16 protein-coding genes and 1 riboswitch are annotated in these 17,964 nt (G+C 46.8%); of the genes, 9 read left to right on the top strand and 7 right to left on the bottom strand.

The genetic code is table 11. The features are described 5' to 3' along the window. Positions 1-15 precede the first annotated feature (15 nt). From flgM to AS158_RS06715, 8 genes are all read left to right on the top strand, one after another. The gene (flgM, locus tag AS158_RS06750; RefSeq protein WP_029683644.1) at positions 16-294 is read left to right on the top strand and encodes a flagellar biosynthesis anti-sigma factor FlgM; all 279 of its coding nucleotides are present in this window, start codon (positions 16-18) and stop codon (positions 292-294) included. Further along, positions 291-737, top strand: a complete 447-nt coding sequence (locus AS158_RS06745; RefSeq protein ID WP_004082610.1) for a flagellar protein FlgN — start codon at positions 291-293, stop codon at positions 735-737. The genes flgM and AS158_RS06745 overlap by 4 nt, the downstream gene beginning before the upstream one ends. Positions 738-739: 2 nt before the next feature. Further along, complete coding sequence (gene flgK, locus AS158_RS06740) at positions 740-3,316, top strand: flagellar hook-associated protein FlgK (RefSeq protein WP_165304773.1); 2,577 nt, start codon at positions 740-742, stop codon at positions 3,314-3,316. Between the two features lie 5 nt (positions 3,317-3,321). Next, a complete protein-coding gene (gene flgL / locus AS158_RS06735) occupies positions 3,322-4,236 on the top strand; it encodes a flagellar hook-associated protein FlgL (protein WP_165304772.1) in 915 nt (304 codons plus the stop codon). 4 nt (positions 4,237-4,240) lie between these two features. Next, the gene (gene fliW, locus AS158_RS06730; protein ID WP_004082606.1) at positions 4,241-4,690 is read left to right on the top strand and encodes a flagellar assembly protein FliW; all 450 of its coding nucleotides are present in this window, start codon (positions 4,241-4,243) and stop codon (positions 4,688-4,690) included. Continuing rightward, positions 4,686-4,886, top strand: a riboswitch (cobalamin riboswitch). It overlaps the preceding gene by 5 nt. Positions 4,887-4,938: 52 nt before the next feature. Next, on the top strand, positions 4,939-5,832 hold the full coding sequence (locus tag AS158_RS06725; protein WP_065212801.1) for a cobalamin-binding protein: 894 nt from the start codon (positions 4,939-4,941) through the stop codon (positions 5,830-5,832). Next, complete coding sequence (locus tag AS158_RS06720; protein ID WP_008194100.1) at positions 5,829-6,797, top strand: iron ABC transporter permease; 969 nt, start codon at positions 5,829-5,831, stop codon at positions 6,795-6,797. Before AS158_RS06725 ends, AS158_RS06720 begins: the two co-directional genes overlap by 4 nt. 1 nt (position 6,798) lies before the next feature. Further along, positions 6,799-7,569 (top strand): ABC transporter ATP-binding protein, encoded by a 771-nt coding sequence (locus tag AS158_RS06715; RefSeq protein WP_165304771.1) that lies wholly within the window; start codon positions 6,799-6,801, stop codon positions 7,567-7,569. Here the strand turns inward: AS158_RS06715 and axeA are convergent. From axeA to AS158_RS06680, 7 genes are all read right to left on the bottom strand, one after another. Continuing rightward, positions 7,552-8,529, bottom strand: a complete 978-nt coding sequence (gene axeA / locus AS158_RS06710) for a cephalosporin-C deacetylase (RefSeq protein ID WP_004082599.1) — start codon at positions 8,527-8,529, stop codon at positions 7,552-7,554. The genes AS158_RS06715 and axeA overlap by 18 nt on opposite strands. A gap of 4 nt (positions 8,530-8,533) precedes the next feature. After that, a complete protein-coding gene (locus AS158_RS06705) occupies positions 8,534-10,870 on the bottom strand; it encodes a glycoside hydrolase family 3 N-terminal domain-containing protein (RefSeq protein ID WP_038052014.1) in 2,337 nt (778 codons plus the stop codon). A 37-nt stretch (positions 10,871-10,907) separates the two neighbouring features. Further along, positions 10,908-11,870, bottom strand: coding sequence for an ABC transporter ATP-binding protein (locus AS158_RS06700; RefSeq protein ID WP_004082591.1), 963 nt, complete (start codon positions 11,868-11,870; stop codon positions 10,908-10,910). Next, entirely contained in the window at positions 11,857-12,864 is a 1,008-nt protein-coding gene (locus AS158_RS06695) for an ABC transporter ATP-binding protein (protein ID WP_165304770.1), read from the bottom strand. Before AS158_RS06695 ends, AS158_RS06700 begins: the two co-directional genes overlap by 14 nt. Position 12,865: 1 nt before the next feature. Then, on the bottom strand, positions 12,866-13,720 hold the full coding sequence (locus tag AS158_RS06690; protein WP_008194135.1) for an ABC transporter permease: 855 nt from the start codon (positions 13,718-13,720) through the stop codon (positions 12,866-12,868). 16 nt (positions 13,721-13,736) lie between these two features. Next, on the bottom strand, positions 13,737-14,744 hold the full coding sequence (locus AS158_RS06685) for an ABC transporter permease (protein ID WP_038052033.1): 1,008 nt from the start codon (positions 14,742-14,744) through the stop codon (positions 13,737-13,739). Between the two features lie 73 nt (positions 14,745-14,817). Then, the gene (locus tag AS158_RS06680) at positions 14,818-16,695 is read right to left on the bottom strand and encodes an ABC transporter substrate-binding protein (RefSeq protein ID WP_038052035.1); all 1,878 of its coding nucleotides are present in this window, start codon (positions 16,693-16,695) and stop codon (positions 14,818-14,820) included. A gap of 219 nt (positions 16,696-16,914) precedes the next feature. Between AS158_RS06680 and AS158_RS06675 the strand changes: the two genes are divergently transcribed. Further along, complete coding sequence (locus tag AS158_RS06675) at positions 16,915-17,958, top strand: endo-1,4-beta-xylanase (protein ID WP_038052037.1); 1,044 nt, start codon at positions 16,915-16,917, stop codon at positions 17,956-17,958. Positions 17,959-17,964 lie beyond the last annotated feature (6 nt).

Here is a 17,964-nt window from a genome sequence, read left to right as displayed (position 1 = left end):
GAAGGAGGTGGAATGATGATAGACAGAATAAACGGACCGGGAGACATAAATCCCATCGAAGGAATAAAGAAGCCTTCTGTAGAAAAATCAAAGGAGAAGAGGAAAAAGGAAAGCACCGATAATGTGGAACTTCGACACGTTGAAGATGTCAGAAAATTCGCTGAAGAGGCGAAAAACATCTCAACTGTCCGCGAACAGCTGGTAGAGGAGCTGAAAAAAGCCATAGAAAGTGGGAATTACTTCATCGATACCGAAAGACTTGCCCGAAAAATTCTGGAGGAGCTGTCCGAATGAGAGAGGAATTGAAGAGGGTTCTCACAGAGAAGATAAGACTCATGGAGAACATGAGGAATCTTCTAGAGGAAGAATTAGAAGCGATCATAAATAAGGACTTCGAACGTCTTGAAAGCATCCTGCCGCGCATTGAGGAACTTTCCGTTTCTATGGAAACCTGCAACGAGAGATTGAAATCTTCACTGGAATCACATGGAAATGGCACAAAGCTCATCGATCTTCTGGAAATCTACAAGGACGATGAAGAAATGCTCTCAGAGCTAAGGAGTTTCTTTGAAACGCTGAACAAGTTGGTCTTCGAGATAGAAAAGTTAAAACAGGCAATAGGTTTTCATTTGAATTACATAGATTTTGTGTTCAATCTCCAGAGGAATGAACTCACCTACAATCGAAATGGATCCTTCGATAGAGACGGTCCTTCGATGTTCAACGGGAGGTCCTGAATATGCCTGATATGTCCATGTTTGGAATACTCAACACAGCGCTCACAGGAATACACGCGCACAAGTTGGCGATGAACGTTGTGGGGCACAACATCGCAAATGCCAGCACACCCGGTTACTCGAGACAGAGACCAGTCATAGAGGCGAATCCTCCCATCCCCCTCACTACCCTGACACAGCCTTCTTTTCCCTTGCAGATGGGAACCGGTGCAAGGGTTAAAACGATTGTGAGGTTGAGAGATGCCTTCCTCGACGTTCAGTACAGACAGGTGAACAACAGATACAACTACTGGGACACTGTCCTTTCCAACCTTCATTTCATAGAGCAGCTTCTGGCAGAGCCAGGTGAAGATGGTATAAGAAGCCTTGTGGACAACTTCTGGAACGCTTTCAAAGAAGTCATGTCCGACCCCAGCAGCACAGCCTCGAAGGCGGAGGTTGTTTCCAGGGCACAGCAGATGGTTTCTCAGATAAAAGATTTCTACGGAAGACTGGAGCAGCTCAGAGAAGATATAGACGATGAGATCGTTCAGAGAGTGTCCGAGATAAACCAGATGATAAAAAGACTGGCAGATCTCAACAACAAGATCAGAACCAGCATGATGCTCAACTCTCCACCGAACGACCTTCTCGATGAAAGAGACAGGATCCTTGACGAGCTCTCCAATCTTGCGAATATCAACTACACCGAGGCGGAAGATGGCCAGATCACCCTGAGGATAGGAAATCAGATCGTTTTGAACGGTTCTACTTATAGAGAGCTTAGGGCGCTGGAAAGACCTTACGGAAAAGGATACCATGAGCTCTTCGTTGGAAACTCTCAGTTGATTCTCTCGGATGGGAAGCTGAAGGCGTTGATGGATCTGAGGGATTCCAGCATAGTGAAGTACATGAGAAAACTCGATGAATTCGTGCTTTTTATAACGGACTCATTGAATCTTGTTCACAGGGATGGTTTTGAGTCGAACGGAGTGACAACGAACCTCAACTTCTTCAAGAAAATTGAGGCCTTCAGCGATGATCCTTCCATTTTCAGGATCAAAGGAAGCAGAAAGCTCGAGATGGGACCCTACCACACTGTAACGGGACTTCATTCCGCAAGCAGCCAAGTTGAAATAGAAGGAAGACGCTTCAACTTTGATGACATCGTTCTCTCTTTCGGTGGCGGTTCATCGAACGTTTTGAACGTCTCGGCTGGAACGACCATTGGTGACCTCGTTGGTTCATGGAACCTGCTCGGTACCTCTCTTAGGGTGGGCTCACATGCGGGAGGATACAGACTTTACCTGGAGGACAACACCGGTTCTCTGAGAAACAGGCTTTTCCTCTCACTGGGAGATTCTCTGTCACAGATGGGATTCGACACCGAGACAAAAGGGTATATAACCATAAAAGAATCCGACCTTTCCGGGTTGTCTTCCGGTGTTTACAACATAAACGTGGAGTACACCCTTGAAGATGGCACAAGACAGACAGAAACAATCAGCGTGGATCTTTCTTCCGGGGTGAACCTTTCGAATATAGAAGCTTCCATAAATTCTTCTTCGCATTTGAGGGCGCAGATTTACGCGGATCCATCCACTGGAGAAAACATGCTTGTGATCGTTCCAGATGAGCAGCTCAATTTCGATCCTTCGGCTGTCAAGGTGTTGAGCGACGATGACTTCTTCACGGAGTCTAACGCGTTCGTGAGAAATTACGAGGTGTTGAAATACAAAGACACTCTGGAAAACATTTTCTACGGTCAAACCGGTTTTGACCCAACAAGGCCTTTCACGATCACTATTAACTCCACGGATATAGAAATAGATCCAGCTGTGGACACTCTGGAAACACTCGTTGAAAAGATCAACGAAAAGAACACGGGAGTTCTCGCGGATTTGACACCCCATCATTCGCTCGTCTTCAGGGCGTCGTCGCTCTACGATTTCGATCTCAGAATGATGGAAATAAAAGGTCCGCAGGGGTTTTTCGAAGCCGTCGGATTTGTTGATCCAGACGGTGATCCCACTACTTTTGACTGGAACACTTCTTTCACCCTGGTTTCAAAATCTGACGATTTCACCACGTTGAGCGAACGTTTCAAGGTTGCGGATATTCTGACTTTCGACAGGGCACCGTACGATGAACCCTTGAACATCGTCAATCAGTTCGAGGTGAGTTCTTCTCTTATTACGAACCCGGCGAACCTCGCGGTCGATGTAGGATACGCTCTGGAAAATTCCGACTGGAACGCGACGAGTATCAAACCTTCGGGTGGAGCCAATCCAGAGCTTCTTGAAACCATACAGAATCTTTACACCAGAAAGATGTTATCGAACGGCAAGGAGAGTTTCTACGAGTTCTTCGGGGGAGTAGTCTCGGAGCTCGGTGTGGAGGCGGAAACTGCCAGCAATCTCAAGAACAACACGGAAATCCTCAGACAGGAGATCGACAATGCCCGTGAAGAGGTGAAGGGAGTCTCTCTCGACGAGGAGATGGCGAACATGATAGAGTATCAGCACGCGTTCAGCGCTGCTGCCAAAGTCATCACCGCTGTCGATCAGATGATACAGACCGTGATCAACATGGTGGGGTGATCTGAATGAGGGTTACAAACAAAATGATCAGTGACAGAGTGTTGTTCAACATACAGACGAGTTTGAAAAGAATAGCGAAGCTCCACGATCAACTCTCTTCGGGATACAAGGTGAGGTATCCAAGTGACGATGCCGTTGTTGCGAAGAGGGCCAGTGACATTCTGACGAGAAAGAGAGAGCTCGAACAGTTTCAAAGAAGCGTGAATCATGTTCAAACTTACGTGAACGCGTACGACAGTGCCCTTCAAACCGTTTCCTCCATTACTCAAAGACTCAGAGAGCTGCTGGTTAGAGCAGCGAATGGGACTCTTTCGAAAGCAGAGAGGGAGGCTATAGCAGAGGAGATCGATAAAATCAAAGAGAATCTGGTGGAAGTGGCGAACACAAAAATAGGAAACGAGTACATCTTTTCTGGATACGATGTTTTCAGCCAGCCGGTTGAAAACGAAAACGGCACCTGGAAGATCTCAACACTTCCGGCCTCAAATAAGAGTCGCTCTGTTCTGGTGCTGGGACATTCCATTGATTACGGTGTCACAGCCAGTGAGGTTTTTGAAGTGGACAGCGGAAAGAATGTGTTCCAGATGCTTGAAGAGGTTTCCGCCGCTCTTCGTTCCAATCTCAACGAAACTCAGATATCTGAACGTGTGTCGAACGTTTTCTTGAAGGAATTATCCTACTTCGAAGAGCGTATAACCAGAACGATAGGAAAGGTCGGTGGTGTGAGCAGGTTCATCGATATGGTGAACTCGAGGGTGCAGGATCTCGATTTCTTCTTCACCGAGTACCTTTCAAAGGAGAGAGACGCGGACATCACAGAACTCGTGACGGATCTTGCTATGCAGCAGTCGGTTCTTGAAGCCGCTTTGAAATCGGCCAGTCGAGTGCTTCAGGCGACCCTGGTAGACTTCGTGAGGTGATAACGTGGTTTACAAAACCAAACTCGGAGAGATAGAAATTTCGGATGAAAGTATCTTCACGTTCGAAAAAGGAATCCCCGGATTCGAACATCTGCGAAAGTTCGCACTCGTTTTTCCTCAGGAAACCTTTCCCATAGGATGGCTGCTTTCACTCGAGGATTCGGAAGTGGGACTTCCCGTTGTGGATCCAAAGCTCGTGAGAGCCGATTACGATCCCGCAGTGCCAAGTGAAGATCTCGAGGAGATCGAAGCCGAAAATCAGGAAGCGCTCCTTTTCTTCTGTGTGTTAACGATTCCCCCAGGAAAACCGGAAAAGACCACGATAAATCTCAGGGCACCGATAATTTTGAATCAAAAGAAAAAGAAGGGAATTCAAACGATACTGGAGAACGAAGATTACCAGTTGAGACACCTCCTTTCCGAAGAGATAGAGCGTTCAAAGACTGTGGTATGATTTTCAAATAGAAGCCTCCCTCACCGTGCGGTACCCTTCGGGGTTCAAAGGGGAAGCCGGTGAAAATCCGGCGCGGGGCCGCCACCGTGACCGGGGACGAAACCCGCAGAACGCCACTGGGGCGATCACCCTGGGAAGGCGCGGGGAGTAGGATGATCCGGAAGCCGGGAAACCCGCCCGCGGTGAAGGGGAACCACCTTCCTCGGCACCAGGAAGGTGGGAATATTCTTTTTCAGGGAGGGATGGAAGTGTTCAGAAAACTGGTTTCTTTGATCCTTCTCTTTGTCACCGCTGTTGCGCTCGCCGTAACGGTTGTGGACGATGCTGGAAGAGTGGTGGAGATCACATCCGCACCCGAAAGGGTGGTCAGTCTGTCTCCCGCCGCAACGAGGTTTCTTGTGTTCCTCGGCCTGGAAAACAAAATCGTTGGAGTCACCGATTACGACAGCTACGAAGCTGAAAAAGTCGGTGCGATGGTCCCTGTGAACATCGAAAAGGTGGTGAGTCTGAATCCCGATCTCGTTCTGATGTTCGGCGGATTCCAGCTTCCCGAAGTTCCAAAACTTGAGAAAGCAGGCTTAAAGGTCTTTGTTGTGAATCCGAATTCTCTCAATGACATCATTAGAGACGTGGTCCTTCTTGGAACAATCTTTGATCGTCGAGACCTTGCTCTGGAGAAATCGGAAAAGCTGAGAGAAAAAATGCTTGAGATAGGAAAGAAGACCTACAACGTTCCTCCATCGAAGCGTCCCAAGGTACTCTACCTGATCTCATCTCCCGGTCCTGATGTGAAGGAGATCTGGACGTGTGGAATGGGATCCTATCTCAACGAGATCATCTCTCTGGCGGGCGGAGTGAACATTGCTTCTGGAATCGCAGGGCCGAACGGCTGGCCACAGCTTTCTCTTGAGTATGTTGTGTCTCAAAATCCTGATGTGATAATAGTTGGAGTTTACATCCCTGGAACGGAGAACGAAGAGATAAAGAAGATACTCAATTTTGAACCTTTCAAAGAAATAAACGCAGTGAAGAACAAAAGAGTCTTCGCAGTGGACGGAAACGTGGCCTCTCAACCTTCTCCCGATGTGTTTGAACTCCTCGATTTGTTCTATGAATTTTTCTACGGAGGAAAAGGTGAGTGAGAAAACTCGTTTTTCCGATACTGATACTCAGTTTTCTTCTTGGAATCTTCTTTGGAAGTGTGCCTCTGGACCCCCTTGAAGTGCTGGGGGTCCTCTTTGGTTTGAAAGAAAACCCCGGGGTCGAAAGGATTCTTTCTCTCAGAATTCCAAGGGTTCTGGCAAGTTTTCTGGTTGGAGCCGGTCTTTCGATCGTGGGAAATTCGTTTCAGAATCTTTTGAAGAATCCTCTTGTTGATCCGTATCTCCTTGGAATCTCCTCGGGTGCATCTTTCGGTACTGTTGTGTCGTTTTACCTCGCTGAAACCCTCGGAATCTCCTGGATATACAGAATTCCCCTTCTCAGCTTCGGTTTTTCCATGATAGCGTCACTCTTGACCCTTCTCATTGCAAGGAAAGAGGGCCGCTTTCCGGTAACAACCATCGTGCTTTCTGGAGTGGTGGTAAGTACGTTGTTCAGCTCTCTCACTTACATGACGATCGTTCTTTTGAAAAGGAATGTAACCACCATCTCTATGTGGCTCTTTGGAAGCTTTTCAGGGAGCACGTGGGGGGATGTTCTCTTCTATCTGATGGTCGTCATCCCGTTTCTACTTTACTCTTTGATCTTCTCCAAACATCTGAACGCCATGGCGCTTGGAGAAGAAGAGGCCTTCGTTCTCGGAGTCAACGTTGAGAGATTGAAGGTTGTCACTTTTCTTTTTGGAAATTTCATCACGGCATTTCTGGTCTCCAGAAGTGGTGTTATCGGTTTCGTCGGTCTCATAGTTCCTCACATCTCTCGCTACCTCGTTGGTCCGAATTTTCTGAAGTCCGTCCTTTCGAGTTTGATCATGGGAGGAGTTCTTCTCACACTCTGCGACACGGCAGCCAGAACCTTCTTTTCTCCCACGGAGCTTCCAGTCGGCGTTGTAACAGCGTTGATCGGAGCACCTTTCCTTGCTTTCCTCATGAAAAGAGGTGTGTGAAGTGGAGGTCGTAAAGATTGAAAATTTGTTCTTCCGATACAAAGGAGGATTCTCTCTGAAAAACATAAATCTTTCTGTGAAAAAAGGGGAGTTCTTCGGTATCATCGGACCGAACGGTTCCGGAAAGACTACTCTTTTAAAGATCCTTGTGGGGATTTTTCGTCCTCAGAAAGGAACGGTTCAGCTCCTCGGTAGGATACCGTGGGAGACTTCGAGAAAAGAGATGGCGAAGATAGTAACCCTCGTTTCTCAGGATTTCTTTCCTTCCTACGACTTTTCTGTAAAAGAGATAGTCGAGATGGGACGGCTTCCACACTTGAGTCTTCTGAGTGGAACATCCAGAAAGGATGAGGAGATAGTCCTGAAAAGCCTAGAGCTAACCGGAACATTGAAATTTGTCGACAGAAACTTCTGGACATTGAGCTCTGGAGAGCGCAGGAAGGTTGTGCTATCGAAAGCGATTGTGCAGGACACGGAAATCCTGCTCATCGATGAACTCACAGCCCATCTGGATTACAACAACGTGAGTCTTGTGGGAAACGTTTTGAAAAGGTTGAAAGAATCGGGAAAAACCATCATCTCCGTTTTCCACGACATAAACGTGGCATCTGCTCTGTGTGATCGAATAGGCGTTATGAAAAACGGTGAGATGATAAAAACCGGAGCACCCCCAGAGGTGGTGACCGAAGAGGTGCTCCGGAATACATTCGAAACGGAATTCGTGGTACTTGAACATCCTGTCACAGGAAGACCGTTAGCCTTTCTCAAATAGTTTTTTCAAGAATTTCACCTGTTCAACCGCTTGGAAAGAGCCTCCTCCCTCGTGGTTGTTGTACGGATAGATTCTGATTTCCTTCGGTCCAGCGTAGTAATTGTAGGCAGCGAAAACCGTTGAAGGAGGACAAATGTTGTCCATGAGACCCACAGAAAACAGCGCAGGGATCTTCGCTCTGGCTGCGAAGTTCACTCCATCGAAATAGGAAAGAGTCCTGAACACGATTTCTTCCTTGTCTCTGTGGGTCTTTAGAAAGTTCGTGATCTCCGCGTATGGATGCGTATCCACAAGCTGTACTGCTCTTCTGAAGTGACACAGAAACGGCACATCGCACAGAAGAGCCTTTGCTTTCTTTGAGAGAGCGCTCACCGCAAGGGCTATTCCGCCACCCTGACTGCCTCCAGCTATCACGATTCTTTCTTGATCTACCTGAGGAAAAGAAGCAGCAGCTTCAACGGCTCTGACAGCGTCCGTGAAGACTCGTCTGTAGTAGTAAGTTCTGGGATCCAGTATTCCTCTTGTCATGAATCCTGGATACTGAGGGTCAACGGGACCCTCAGGGTAATCCGGTGTGTCTCCTTTCAGCCAGCCGCTTCCCTGACCTCGAGTATCCATGACGAAACATATGTAACCCATAGAAGGCCAGAACAGCCAGTCGTGAGGGAATCCTCTTCCACCGTTGTATCCTATGTACTGCACAACGCAGGGAAGTTTTTCTTCTTCCAGTTTTGGAACAAGGAGCCACCCTTTGATCCTCTGTCCCCTGTATCCGGAGAAGGTGACATCGTACGCTTCGACTGTTTTGAGGTGAGACTCCATCCTCTCGAAGACGGGGTCTAAGGGGAACTTTTCGCTCTCTGCGAGTGTCTCTTCCCAGAACTCATCGAAGTCTTTCTCTTCGTACCGCTCTGGACGATATTTCTTCAGTTCTTCGAGTGGTAAATCGAAGAAGGCCATTTTTTCACTCCTCGCAGGCTTCCGTGAAGAATTTCCTCATTCCCACCACTTCTCTTTTTTCACCGACGACGGAGAAAGAACCTGTGAGTCTGATGTCTTCAGAAGAGCTTCCCACCATCACTTTGAACTCACCGGGTTCAACCACGAGTTTCATGTCTCTGTTGTAGTAGGCGAGCACGTCCATGTGAAGCCTGAACACAACAGTCTTCTTCTCTTTCGCCTTCAAAGAAACCCTCTTGAAGCCCTTCAGCTCTTTCACAGGCCTTGTGACGCTTGCAAACTCACGACCGATGTAAAGTTGAACCACCTCGTCTCCGTCTCTGTCTCCGATGTTTTCCACGTCCACCTTTATCACCACTTCGCCGGCCGGTGGCACTTCCTTCGGTTCGATTCTGAGGTTGCTGTACTCGAACTTCGTGTAAGACAAACCGTGCCCAAACGGGAAGAGAGGCTTTGTGCTCTCATCCACGTAGTCTCCGTGCCAGTGAGACCTTCCCCCGGATGGTTTGACGTAGTGGAAGACAGGAATCTGACCAGCGCTTCTTGGAAAGCTGATCGGGAGTTTTCCAGAGGGATTCACCTTTCCATAGATGATGTCAACGATCGCTCTTCCTCCCGCTTCTCCAGGAAGCCACACCTGAAGGATCGCGTTCACCTTGTCGACGACGTTTTTGAGTGAATAGGGTCTTCCCGTGATGAGGACAAGAACGACGGGTTTTCCTGTCTTTGCAACTTCGAGGACGAGTTCTTCCTGGACTCCTGGAAGCTTGAGGTTTGCCATGTCTCTGGACTCACCGGTTGTGCAGTCAAGGGTGAGTCCAGATTTGTCCCCTACGACAACGATGGCAACGTCGGATTTCTTTGCAATTTCTATCGCCTCTTCGAAACCGCTTCTGTCTTCCCCTGTCACTTCACAGCCTTTTGCATATTCGAATTCGATCCCTTCTTCTTTGAAGGCATCGAGAACACTCGGAATGCTCTTCATATGTTCTTCTATGCTCTTCTTCAGTCTTTCGTAGTTTTCTCTCGGGATCTGAGGATTTCCAAAGACGTCGTCTATGTTGTCGAGGAGAGCCCTTATGTGTGCAAGGTACATGTAATCTCCGAGGAGATTTCTCACCTCACCCGCGTTCGGTCCGATCAGGGCAACTTTTTTGTTTTTCTGAAGAGGCAGAATTCCATCATTCTTGAGAAGGATAATGGATTTCCTTGCTATCTCGAGTGCGATGTCTCTGTGACTTTCTATCTTTGCTTTTTCCACCTCAACGTAGGGATTTTCGAAGAGTCCGAGCATGAACTTTAGTTTCAACACCCTGGCGACTGCCTCGTCGATCAAAGCTTCGGAGATGATGCCTTTTTCAACAAGGTCTTTCAAATATTGATAACATTCTGTCTTCGGAAGTTCAACATCTATCCCCGCTTCAAGTGCGAGTCTTGCGGCTTCTGACTTATCCCTTGCTATTCTGTGATAATCTTCCAGAACTTTCACAGCAAAATAGTCAGAAACGACGATTCCTTCGAATCCCCAGTCTTTTCTGAGAATGTCTGTGAGGAGTTTCCTGTTCGCTGCACATGGGACACCGTCTATTTCGCTGTAGGAGTTCATCACAGAAAGCACATTCGCTTCTTTAACGGCCGCTTCGAACGGAAAGAGAAAGACCTCTTTGAATTCCCTCTCCGGAATGTTCGTTGGTGCCCAGTTCTTTCCACCTTCAGAAGCGCTGTATCCGGCGAAGTGTTTCACTGTGGCAACGACACCTTTTTTGATATCTTCCCCCTGGAGGCCTTTCACGTAAGAGACTCCCATCCTCGCCACCAGATAGGGAGATTCTCCGAACGTCTCTTCTGTTCTCCCCCACCTTGGATCTCTTGCGACATCCAGAACAGGTGCGAGACCCTGATGTGCCCCTATCTTTCTCATATCCTCTCTGACGGCGGTGGTCATTTTTTCTATGAGATCTGGATCCCATGTACTCGCCATTGCTATCGCCTGAGGGAAGTTGGTTCCTCCAAGTCCCATGTAACCGGTGAGACATTCTTCGTGTATCATCGCAGGAATTCCAAGGCGTGTTTCTTCCACAAGAAATCTCTGTATTTCGTTCACAAGTTCCGCGGCTTCTTGAGGTTCAAGGTTCGTTGATCCACCAGGCCTTGTGATCTGGCCTATACCATTTTTGAGGAGTTCTTTTGCTTTTTCTTTTTTGAATTTTCCCCTCTCGTCTATCAGTTCGTAACCCCAGACAGACCCAAGCTGGGCCACTTTCTCTTCCAGCGTCATTCTGGAAAGAAGATCTCTCACTCTCACTTCGATGGGTTGCGAAGGATCCCTGTACAGTTCCATATTTTTCCCTCCTCATCTGTTATTGAAACCATAAAGATCATCTGTACAACCAGCATTTCACCTGCACACCATCAACTTCAAAATACGGAGGAGGCTCCTTTCTGCATATATCCATGGCCTTTGGACATCTTCCTGCGAACTTGCAGCCCTGTCTCAGATACTCTGCCTGCTCTGTCTCGGACAGTTTTATCCTGATGTCCCACTTTTTCTTCGGATCCGGCTCTGGGACGGATTCCCTCAAAAGCTGGGTATATGGATGCTTTGGTTCCATGAGAACTTTCTCTGCAGGTCCCAGTTCCACTATGTTTCCTCTGAACATGACGGCGATTCTGTCAGAGACGTAGTAGGCCGTTGTGAGATCGTGGGTGATGTAGAGCACGCTCACACCGTACTGTTCTTTGAGATCCTTGAAGAGGTTCACGATCGACATTCTCAAAGAAGCGTCGACCATCGAGACGGGTTCGTCTGCGACAAGAAGAGAAGGATTCGTGAGAAGCGCCCTTGCGATGGAAATTCTTTGAAGCTGACCTCCCGAGAACTCACTTGGGTACTTCTCGGAGAATTCTTCAAAGGAGATACCGACTGCGGAGAGTTTCTCTTTGATGATCTCTTCTGCCTTCTTTTTTGTATCCGCTATGCCAAGGTTGAAGAGTGTCTCATAGAAGTACCTGTCCACCTTCCTGAGGGGGTTGAACGTGGAGAACGGATTCTGGAAGACTGCCTGTATTTCTTTTAGAAGCTCTCTTCTTTCCTTTTCGTTCTGATGCACACGATCGATCTTTCTTCCTTTGTAGATGATCTCACCGGAGGTGGGTTCTTCAAAGCCGAGGATGATCTTGGCGGTCGTGGTCTTTCCACAGCCGCTCTCTCCAGCGAGGGTGAAGATCTCTGCTTCGTTTATATCGAAGTTCACGTTGTCTACAGCCACTATCCTCGTTCTGGAGAAGATACTCCCTATGGTGAAGATCTTCGTCAGATTTTTTATCTCAAGAAGCGGCATTCTTTCCCTCCTCTACTAACCAGCATGCAACTCTGTGGCCCGGCAGGTATTCCTTGAGAGGGGGTACTTCTTTTTTACACCTGTCGAACGCATGTGGACATCTTGGATGGAAACTGCATCCTGGTGGAAGATCGGCGAGTGATGGAGGACTTCCAGGAGCGCTTTCTCTCCTTCCTTTGTCTCCAAACTTTGGAAGCGAGTAGATCAGATACTTCGTGTAGGGATGCATGGGGTTTTCAAAGATCTCTTCTGTTTTCCCTTCTTCTATGATCTTTCCTGCGTACATGATCGCTATCCTGTCTGTCACGTTCGCATGGACCCCCATATCGTGTGTGACAAGGATGATGGTGTTCTGTCTTGAAGATTGTATCTCCTTAAGGAGCTGGACCACACCTCTCTGAGTTACAACGTCGAGAGCGGTCGTTGGTTCGTCTGCTATGATGACTTTCGGTGACAGAACGGTTGCAAGAGCGATCGTCACCCTCTGCCTCATTCCACCAGATAGCTGGTGTGGATAGGCGTTGAGAATTTCTATCGGAAGGCCAAGCTCTCTTATGTGTTCTTTTGCCATCTCATAGGCTTCTTCTTTCGTCTTTCCAGTCGTGTGGCTTTCTATGAAATCCTTGAAGGTCTCCTTTATCTTCACCACGGGATTGAGAACGCTCATCGATCCCTGTGGAACGTAAGAAATGAAACTCCATCTGAGCCTTCTTCTCTCTTCCTCGTTCAGAGAGTAAACATCCACTTCTTTTCCGTTTTCTCTGTACAAGACTTTTCCTCCCACTATTCTCTGTGGTGGTTCTATTGCAGCAAAGAGAGCTCTCAAAAGAGTGCTCTTTCCACAGCCGCTCTCTCCTGCGATACCGTATATCTCGTTCTCCATGATCGAAATGTTCACGTCGTCCACTGCTTTCACTACTCTCTTTTTTCCGAATATGTCCAGAATGTAATAAGACTTGAGATTTTCTGTTCTCAACACTTCCACCGCTATCACCTCATGCCTGTCCTATTCTCTGTATCCTCATCCTCGGATCCAAGTACTCACTGATGCTGATGGAAATCAAGTACAGCGCTATGAACAAAAAGATAGACGTTACAACAGGAGTCAGCACCCACCACCAGTATCCCAGTAGAAGGGCCTGGTAGTTTATCGACCACTGAAGCATGGTGCCGAGTGTGGGTATGTCCAGGTTCGACACACCCAGTATCGCGAGTGTGATTTCCATTCCAATAGCCCAGGACATGTTACCTATGAGAGTGGCGAATATGAGCGGTATCAGAAACGGTAAATACTCTTTGAAAACGATCGAAAGGGCTTTTGATCCAGAGAGAAGAGCGGTGTAGGTGAAATCCCTTTCCCTCAAACTCAAAACCTGAGACCTGATCACCCTCGCATCCCATGCCCAGCCAAAGACTCCAAGGAGAAGCCCAAGTGTGGGTAAATTTAAACGTCCTTTTACTATTGTAGCAATAAGAACAATGATGATAAAAAGTGGTATAACCAAGAAGGAGTCGCTGAGAAATGTCAAAACTCTATCTGCGGCTCCTCCTTTGTATCCGGCTATCATACCAACGATCATGGCTATGACTCTCGATACAAGTCCCGCGATCAGTGACATGACAAGTGAGTTTCTCACAGCGAAAGTGAGTTTCCAGAAAATGTCCTGTCCCATCGAGTTGGTTCCAAGTATGTGAGGCCAATGGGGTGGAAGATCCCTCGGGACCTGATTCCACAGGTACGGGTTGTACGGTGAAAAGAAAGACAGGATAGAGAGTGTCAAAAGTACCAGAAGAACTATGAAGCCGAATCTGAAACGTGTATCTCTCAACAGATCTTTCAACACCTGCATTTTTTCCACTCCTTTTTCATCTGTATCTCACCCTTGGATCGAATAGTGGGTAGAGAAGATCTATCAAAAGAATACTGGTTGTGATCAAAAGAATGGAGAGTGTACTCACTCCCATCAAAAGGTTGTAGTCACCTGTAAAAATGGCGTTGTAGAGAAGTGTTCCAATGCCAGGATAGGAGAACACGATCTCCGTGATCAAAGCACCTCCAAAGATCTGTCCCAGAGAGAGAGCAAGACCCGTTATCTGTGGTAACATAGCGTTTCTTATGACATATCTTCGAACGATTCTTCTTTCTTCTATTCCTCCCATCTTTGCGTATTTCACATAGTCCTCTGATTTCACACTCTGAACCACGAGTTTCATGGCTTGGAACCAAACAAATATTCCTATTAAAAGTAAAGAAAGCGCGGGAAGAAAAGCGTGTTTTAGGAGTATCAGCAGGTTTTCCCAGCTGAAGGTGAATTTCATTCCTATTGCAAAACCTCCGCCGATTGGAAAGATGGGAAGTATATACGCAAGGAGGATCAAAAGTCCGAGTGCGAGGATGTAGTACGGCATCGGTCTTATCACCATCGCAATACCATCGAGAATCTTCACCCATTTTCTGTCAGAGAAGTATCCTGCGAGTCCTCCAAGAATGTTTCCTATGATCCAGGAAATGACAGTCGTTACAAACAAGAGCCAGGCAGTCCAGGGCAGTGATTGTCTTATTAATTTCATCACAGGAGTTGGAAACTGAAAGTATGAAGGACCAAAATCGCCTTTTAAAAGTCTTTTCCAGAAGTTGACGTACTGATCCCACAGGCTTCCTTTCAGCCCATAAAGTTCTTTCAAGGTTTCTGTCATCTCTTCTATCGCCTTTGGATCCATGTACGTTCCTTGTGTCACAAGACGACTTATGAACTGTTGAACTGGATCTGTTGGTAGGAATCTCGGAATGAAGAAAATCATAGTAATTCCTACCCAGATGACAAGAAAATAAGTTATCAATCTCGGAAGCAGGTATCTTCTTACAAAACTCAAGGTATCTGCCCTCCTTTTCTCTTTAAAGGACCGGGGGTGTTCCCCCCGGCCCCCTGTTTGAAAGTATTTTACATCATTTTCTACCGGTTGGTTTCAGGAACGGAAGCATGTACTTGAAGTTCGGCCAATGTGTATACGGTTGTGCGTACATGTTCTCCGCTGTTGGATAATTTGTCCAATAATATTCATCGTATACTACCACACCAGGATAGTTAAACGTCGGGATTGTTGGCATTTCTTTGACAAGAAGTTTCAAGCCCTCCACTCCGAGTTCAATGAGTTTCTTTGTGTCTCCCCAGGCCGTCTTCTGTATTTCGTCTATGATCTTGTCCATTTCGGGATTGGTCCATCTTGCGTAGTTACCCCACGGCGCATCTTCACCTAGAGGAACAAGGTATTTGGAATGGAACGGCTCAAGCGTTCTGAACAGATCAGGATGTCCTCCCCATGGCTCTGCTGCTGGCCAATCTGTAGATACTTCAAATTCTCCTTGTGGATGGAGAGTACCACCTAGTTCTGTCGGCTGAACAACTACGTCTATACCAAACTTTTTCCAGGCTTGAGAAGCTGCAAAAGCGTTCCTTTCGGCAGGTCCAGCAGGATTCATACCTGTATTGATAGTGATCTTCCAGAGTTCACCATTTGGTAGATGCCATTTTCCGTCTTTGTCTCTATAGAATCCGTTCTTTTCCAGAAGCTTTTCTGCAACATCGGGGGCATACTTCCACCAACCAGGTCCGAAGATCCTCTTGATCAGCTCGGGATTATCTGGGACAGGGTATCCTCTCTTTCTTGCGTACTCTGCCAGCCTGAATCCAGCCTCGGGATCGTATGGCTTGAACTTTTCGCCGTTTCCAAGATCAAGCTCGAAGTTCTTCAGCCAGTCTTCAAGTTTTGTGAAGTACCAGTTGTAGTATGCGGTTGTGAGAGGAATGTGAATTGGGCTCAACGTTACTGCTCCGTCAAATGCGTTAGCAGCGTATTCAACGATATCAATTGCAAGAACAAGAGCCCATCTCACTTCAGGATTGTTGAAGGGTTCTTTGGCAGTGTTGAAGTGGAGACCTGTCACACACGGGTCTATGTTGACAGTCCACGGAAAGTTTTTCCTCCAGGCTCTGGCTGTCTTAACCCTGTTGAGAACCGCTTTGAGAGCTTCAAGTGACATATCTGAAATGTCAAGCTGATGCTGTGCCATCGCAAGAACTCTCTTTTCTGGAGCACTATGGAAAATCATCAATACATATTTTGGCTGCGGCATTCCGTAAAGCATACCAGTTGGTGTTCTATCCCAGTCTTCTCTTCTCTGCCAGAGCGTCCAGTATCCTCCTGGATCGTAACTGTGAAGAACGTAGGGCCCTGTTCCAACAGGTGGATTGAAATCGAATGTGAGAGGATCTTCCACCTTTTCAAACACGTGCTTTGGAAGCGGTCTCAGAGCGCCCCATCTGTCGAGGAAATAAGTGTGGAACCTGGAGTTTGGTTCTTCGAGTTTTATCAGGACTGTGTAGTCATCAACCTTCACTATTTCTTTTACTTGCTGCATTTGGGCATGGTAACCAAATCCTTCGGTGTTCTTTGCAAGTTCAATAGTGTAGATGAGGTCGTCCGCTGTGAACGGTACACCATCGCTCCAGTAAACACCTTTCCTGAGTTTGATGGTAACTTCTGTGAAGTCAGAGTTGTACTTCGGAGGTTCTGCGGCGAGTGCATTGATAATTTCTCCTGTAGCGTACTCAACACACCACAGAGGTTCAAGGAGCAGGTTTTGAATACCCCTGTCGTTCCAAACCCAAGTGGCCCAGATGTTGAAGTTTCCAGCGTTTGCTGCCCTTCCCGTAAGATATTGAGCTATGAGTGTTTCGTTTCTGGGAATACCTGGTGGCAACTGCTGTGCAAAGAACAGACTGAACATGGAAATGACGAACAAAACTACAAGAAACTTCTTCATGAAAACTCACCTCCCTTGATTGTATGTTATATTTTTTCCTTTCGGGAAATATTTTAATGTAAATCTCCGAGAAAATCAAGGTGCGTTTTTTTGGGATAATGGAGGTTATCTGCACTTGTAAAAGATTATTTCAAAATATTGTCGTTTTTCTTCTTTTTTCTCTTTTTTCCTTTCTGGTATTATATTTTCGTTAAATCATAGAGAAGGAGGTTTCATGTTATGAAAATATTACCTTCTGTGTTGATCCTTTTGTTGGGATGTGTTCCGGTTTTCAGCTCTCAAAATGTATCTCTGAGAGAGCTCGCAGAAAAGCTGAACATCTATATTGGTTTTGCCGCAATCAACAATTTCTGGTCTCTTTCCGACGCAGAAAAGTACATGGAAGTTGCGAGAAGAGAATTCAACATCCTGACCCCTGAGAACCAGATGAAGTGGGATACGATCCATCCAGAAAGAAACAGATACAATTTCACTCCCGCTGAAAAACACGTTGAGTTTGCAGAAGAAAACAACATGATCGTGCATGGACACACTCTTGTCTGGCACAACCAGCTTCCTGGATGGATCACTGGTAGAGAATGGACAAAGGAAGAACTTCTGAGCGTTCTTGAAGACCACATAAAAACGGTGGTGTCTCATTTCAAAGGTAGAGTGAAGATCTGGGATGTGGTGAACGAAGCGGTGAGCGATTCTGGAACCTACAGGGAAAGCGTGTGGTACAAGACGATCGGTCCTGAATACATTGAAAAAGCGTTCAGATGGGCAAAAGAAGCCGATCCAGATGCGATTCTCATCTACAACGACTACAGCATAGAAGAAATAAACGCGAAATCGAACTTCGTCTACAACATGATAAAAGAGTTGAAAGAAAAGGGAGTGCCTGTAGATGGGATAGGATTTCAGATGCACATAGACTACAGAGGGTTCAATTATGACAGTTTCAGAAGGAATTTGGAGAGGTTTGCGGAACTCGGTCTTCAAATATACATCACAGAGATGGATGTGAGAATTCCTCTCAGTGGTTCGGAAGATTATTACTTGAAAAAACAGGCCGAAATTTGTGCGAAGATCTTCGATATATGCTTGGACAACCCTGCGGTTAAAGCGATCCAGTTTTGGGGATTCACAGACAAATACTCCTGGGTTCCCGGCTTTTTCAAAGGGTACGGAAAAGCGTTGCTCTTCGATGAGAATTACAACCCCAAGCCTTGTTATTACGCAATAAAAGAGGTGCTGGAGAAAAAGATAGAAGAAAGAAAATGAGGGGGC

The sequence above is a fragment of the Thermotoga sp. 38H-to genome, from assembly GCF_011057665.1.
Lineage (GTDB): Bacteria > Thermotogota > Thermotogae > Thermotogales > Thermotogaceae > Thermotoga.
The sequence above is the reverse complement of the archived record's forward strand: the minus strand, read 5'-3'. Positions and strand labels throughout refer to the sequence as shown.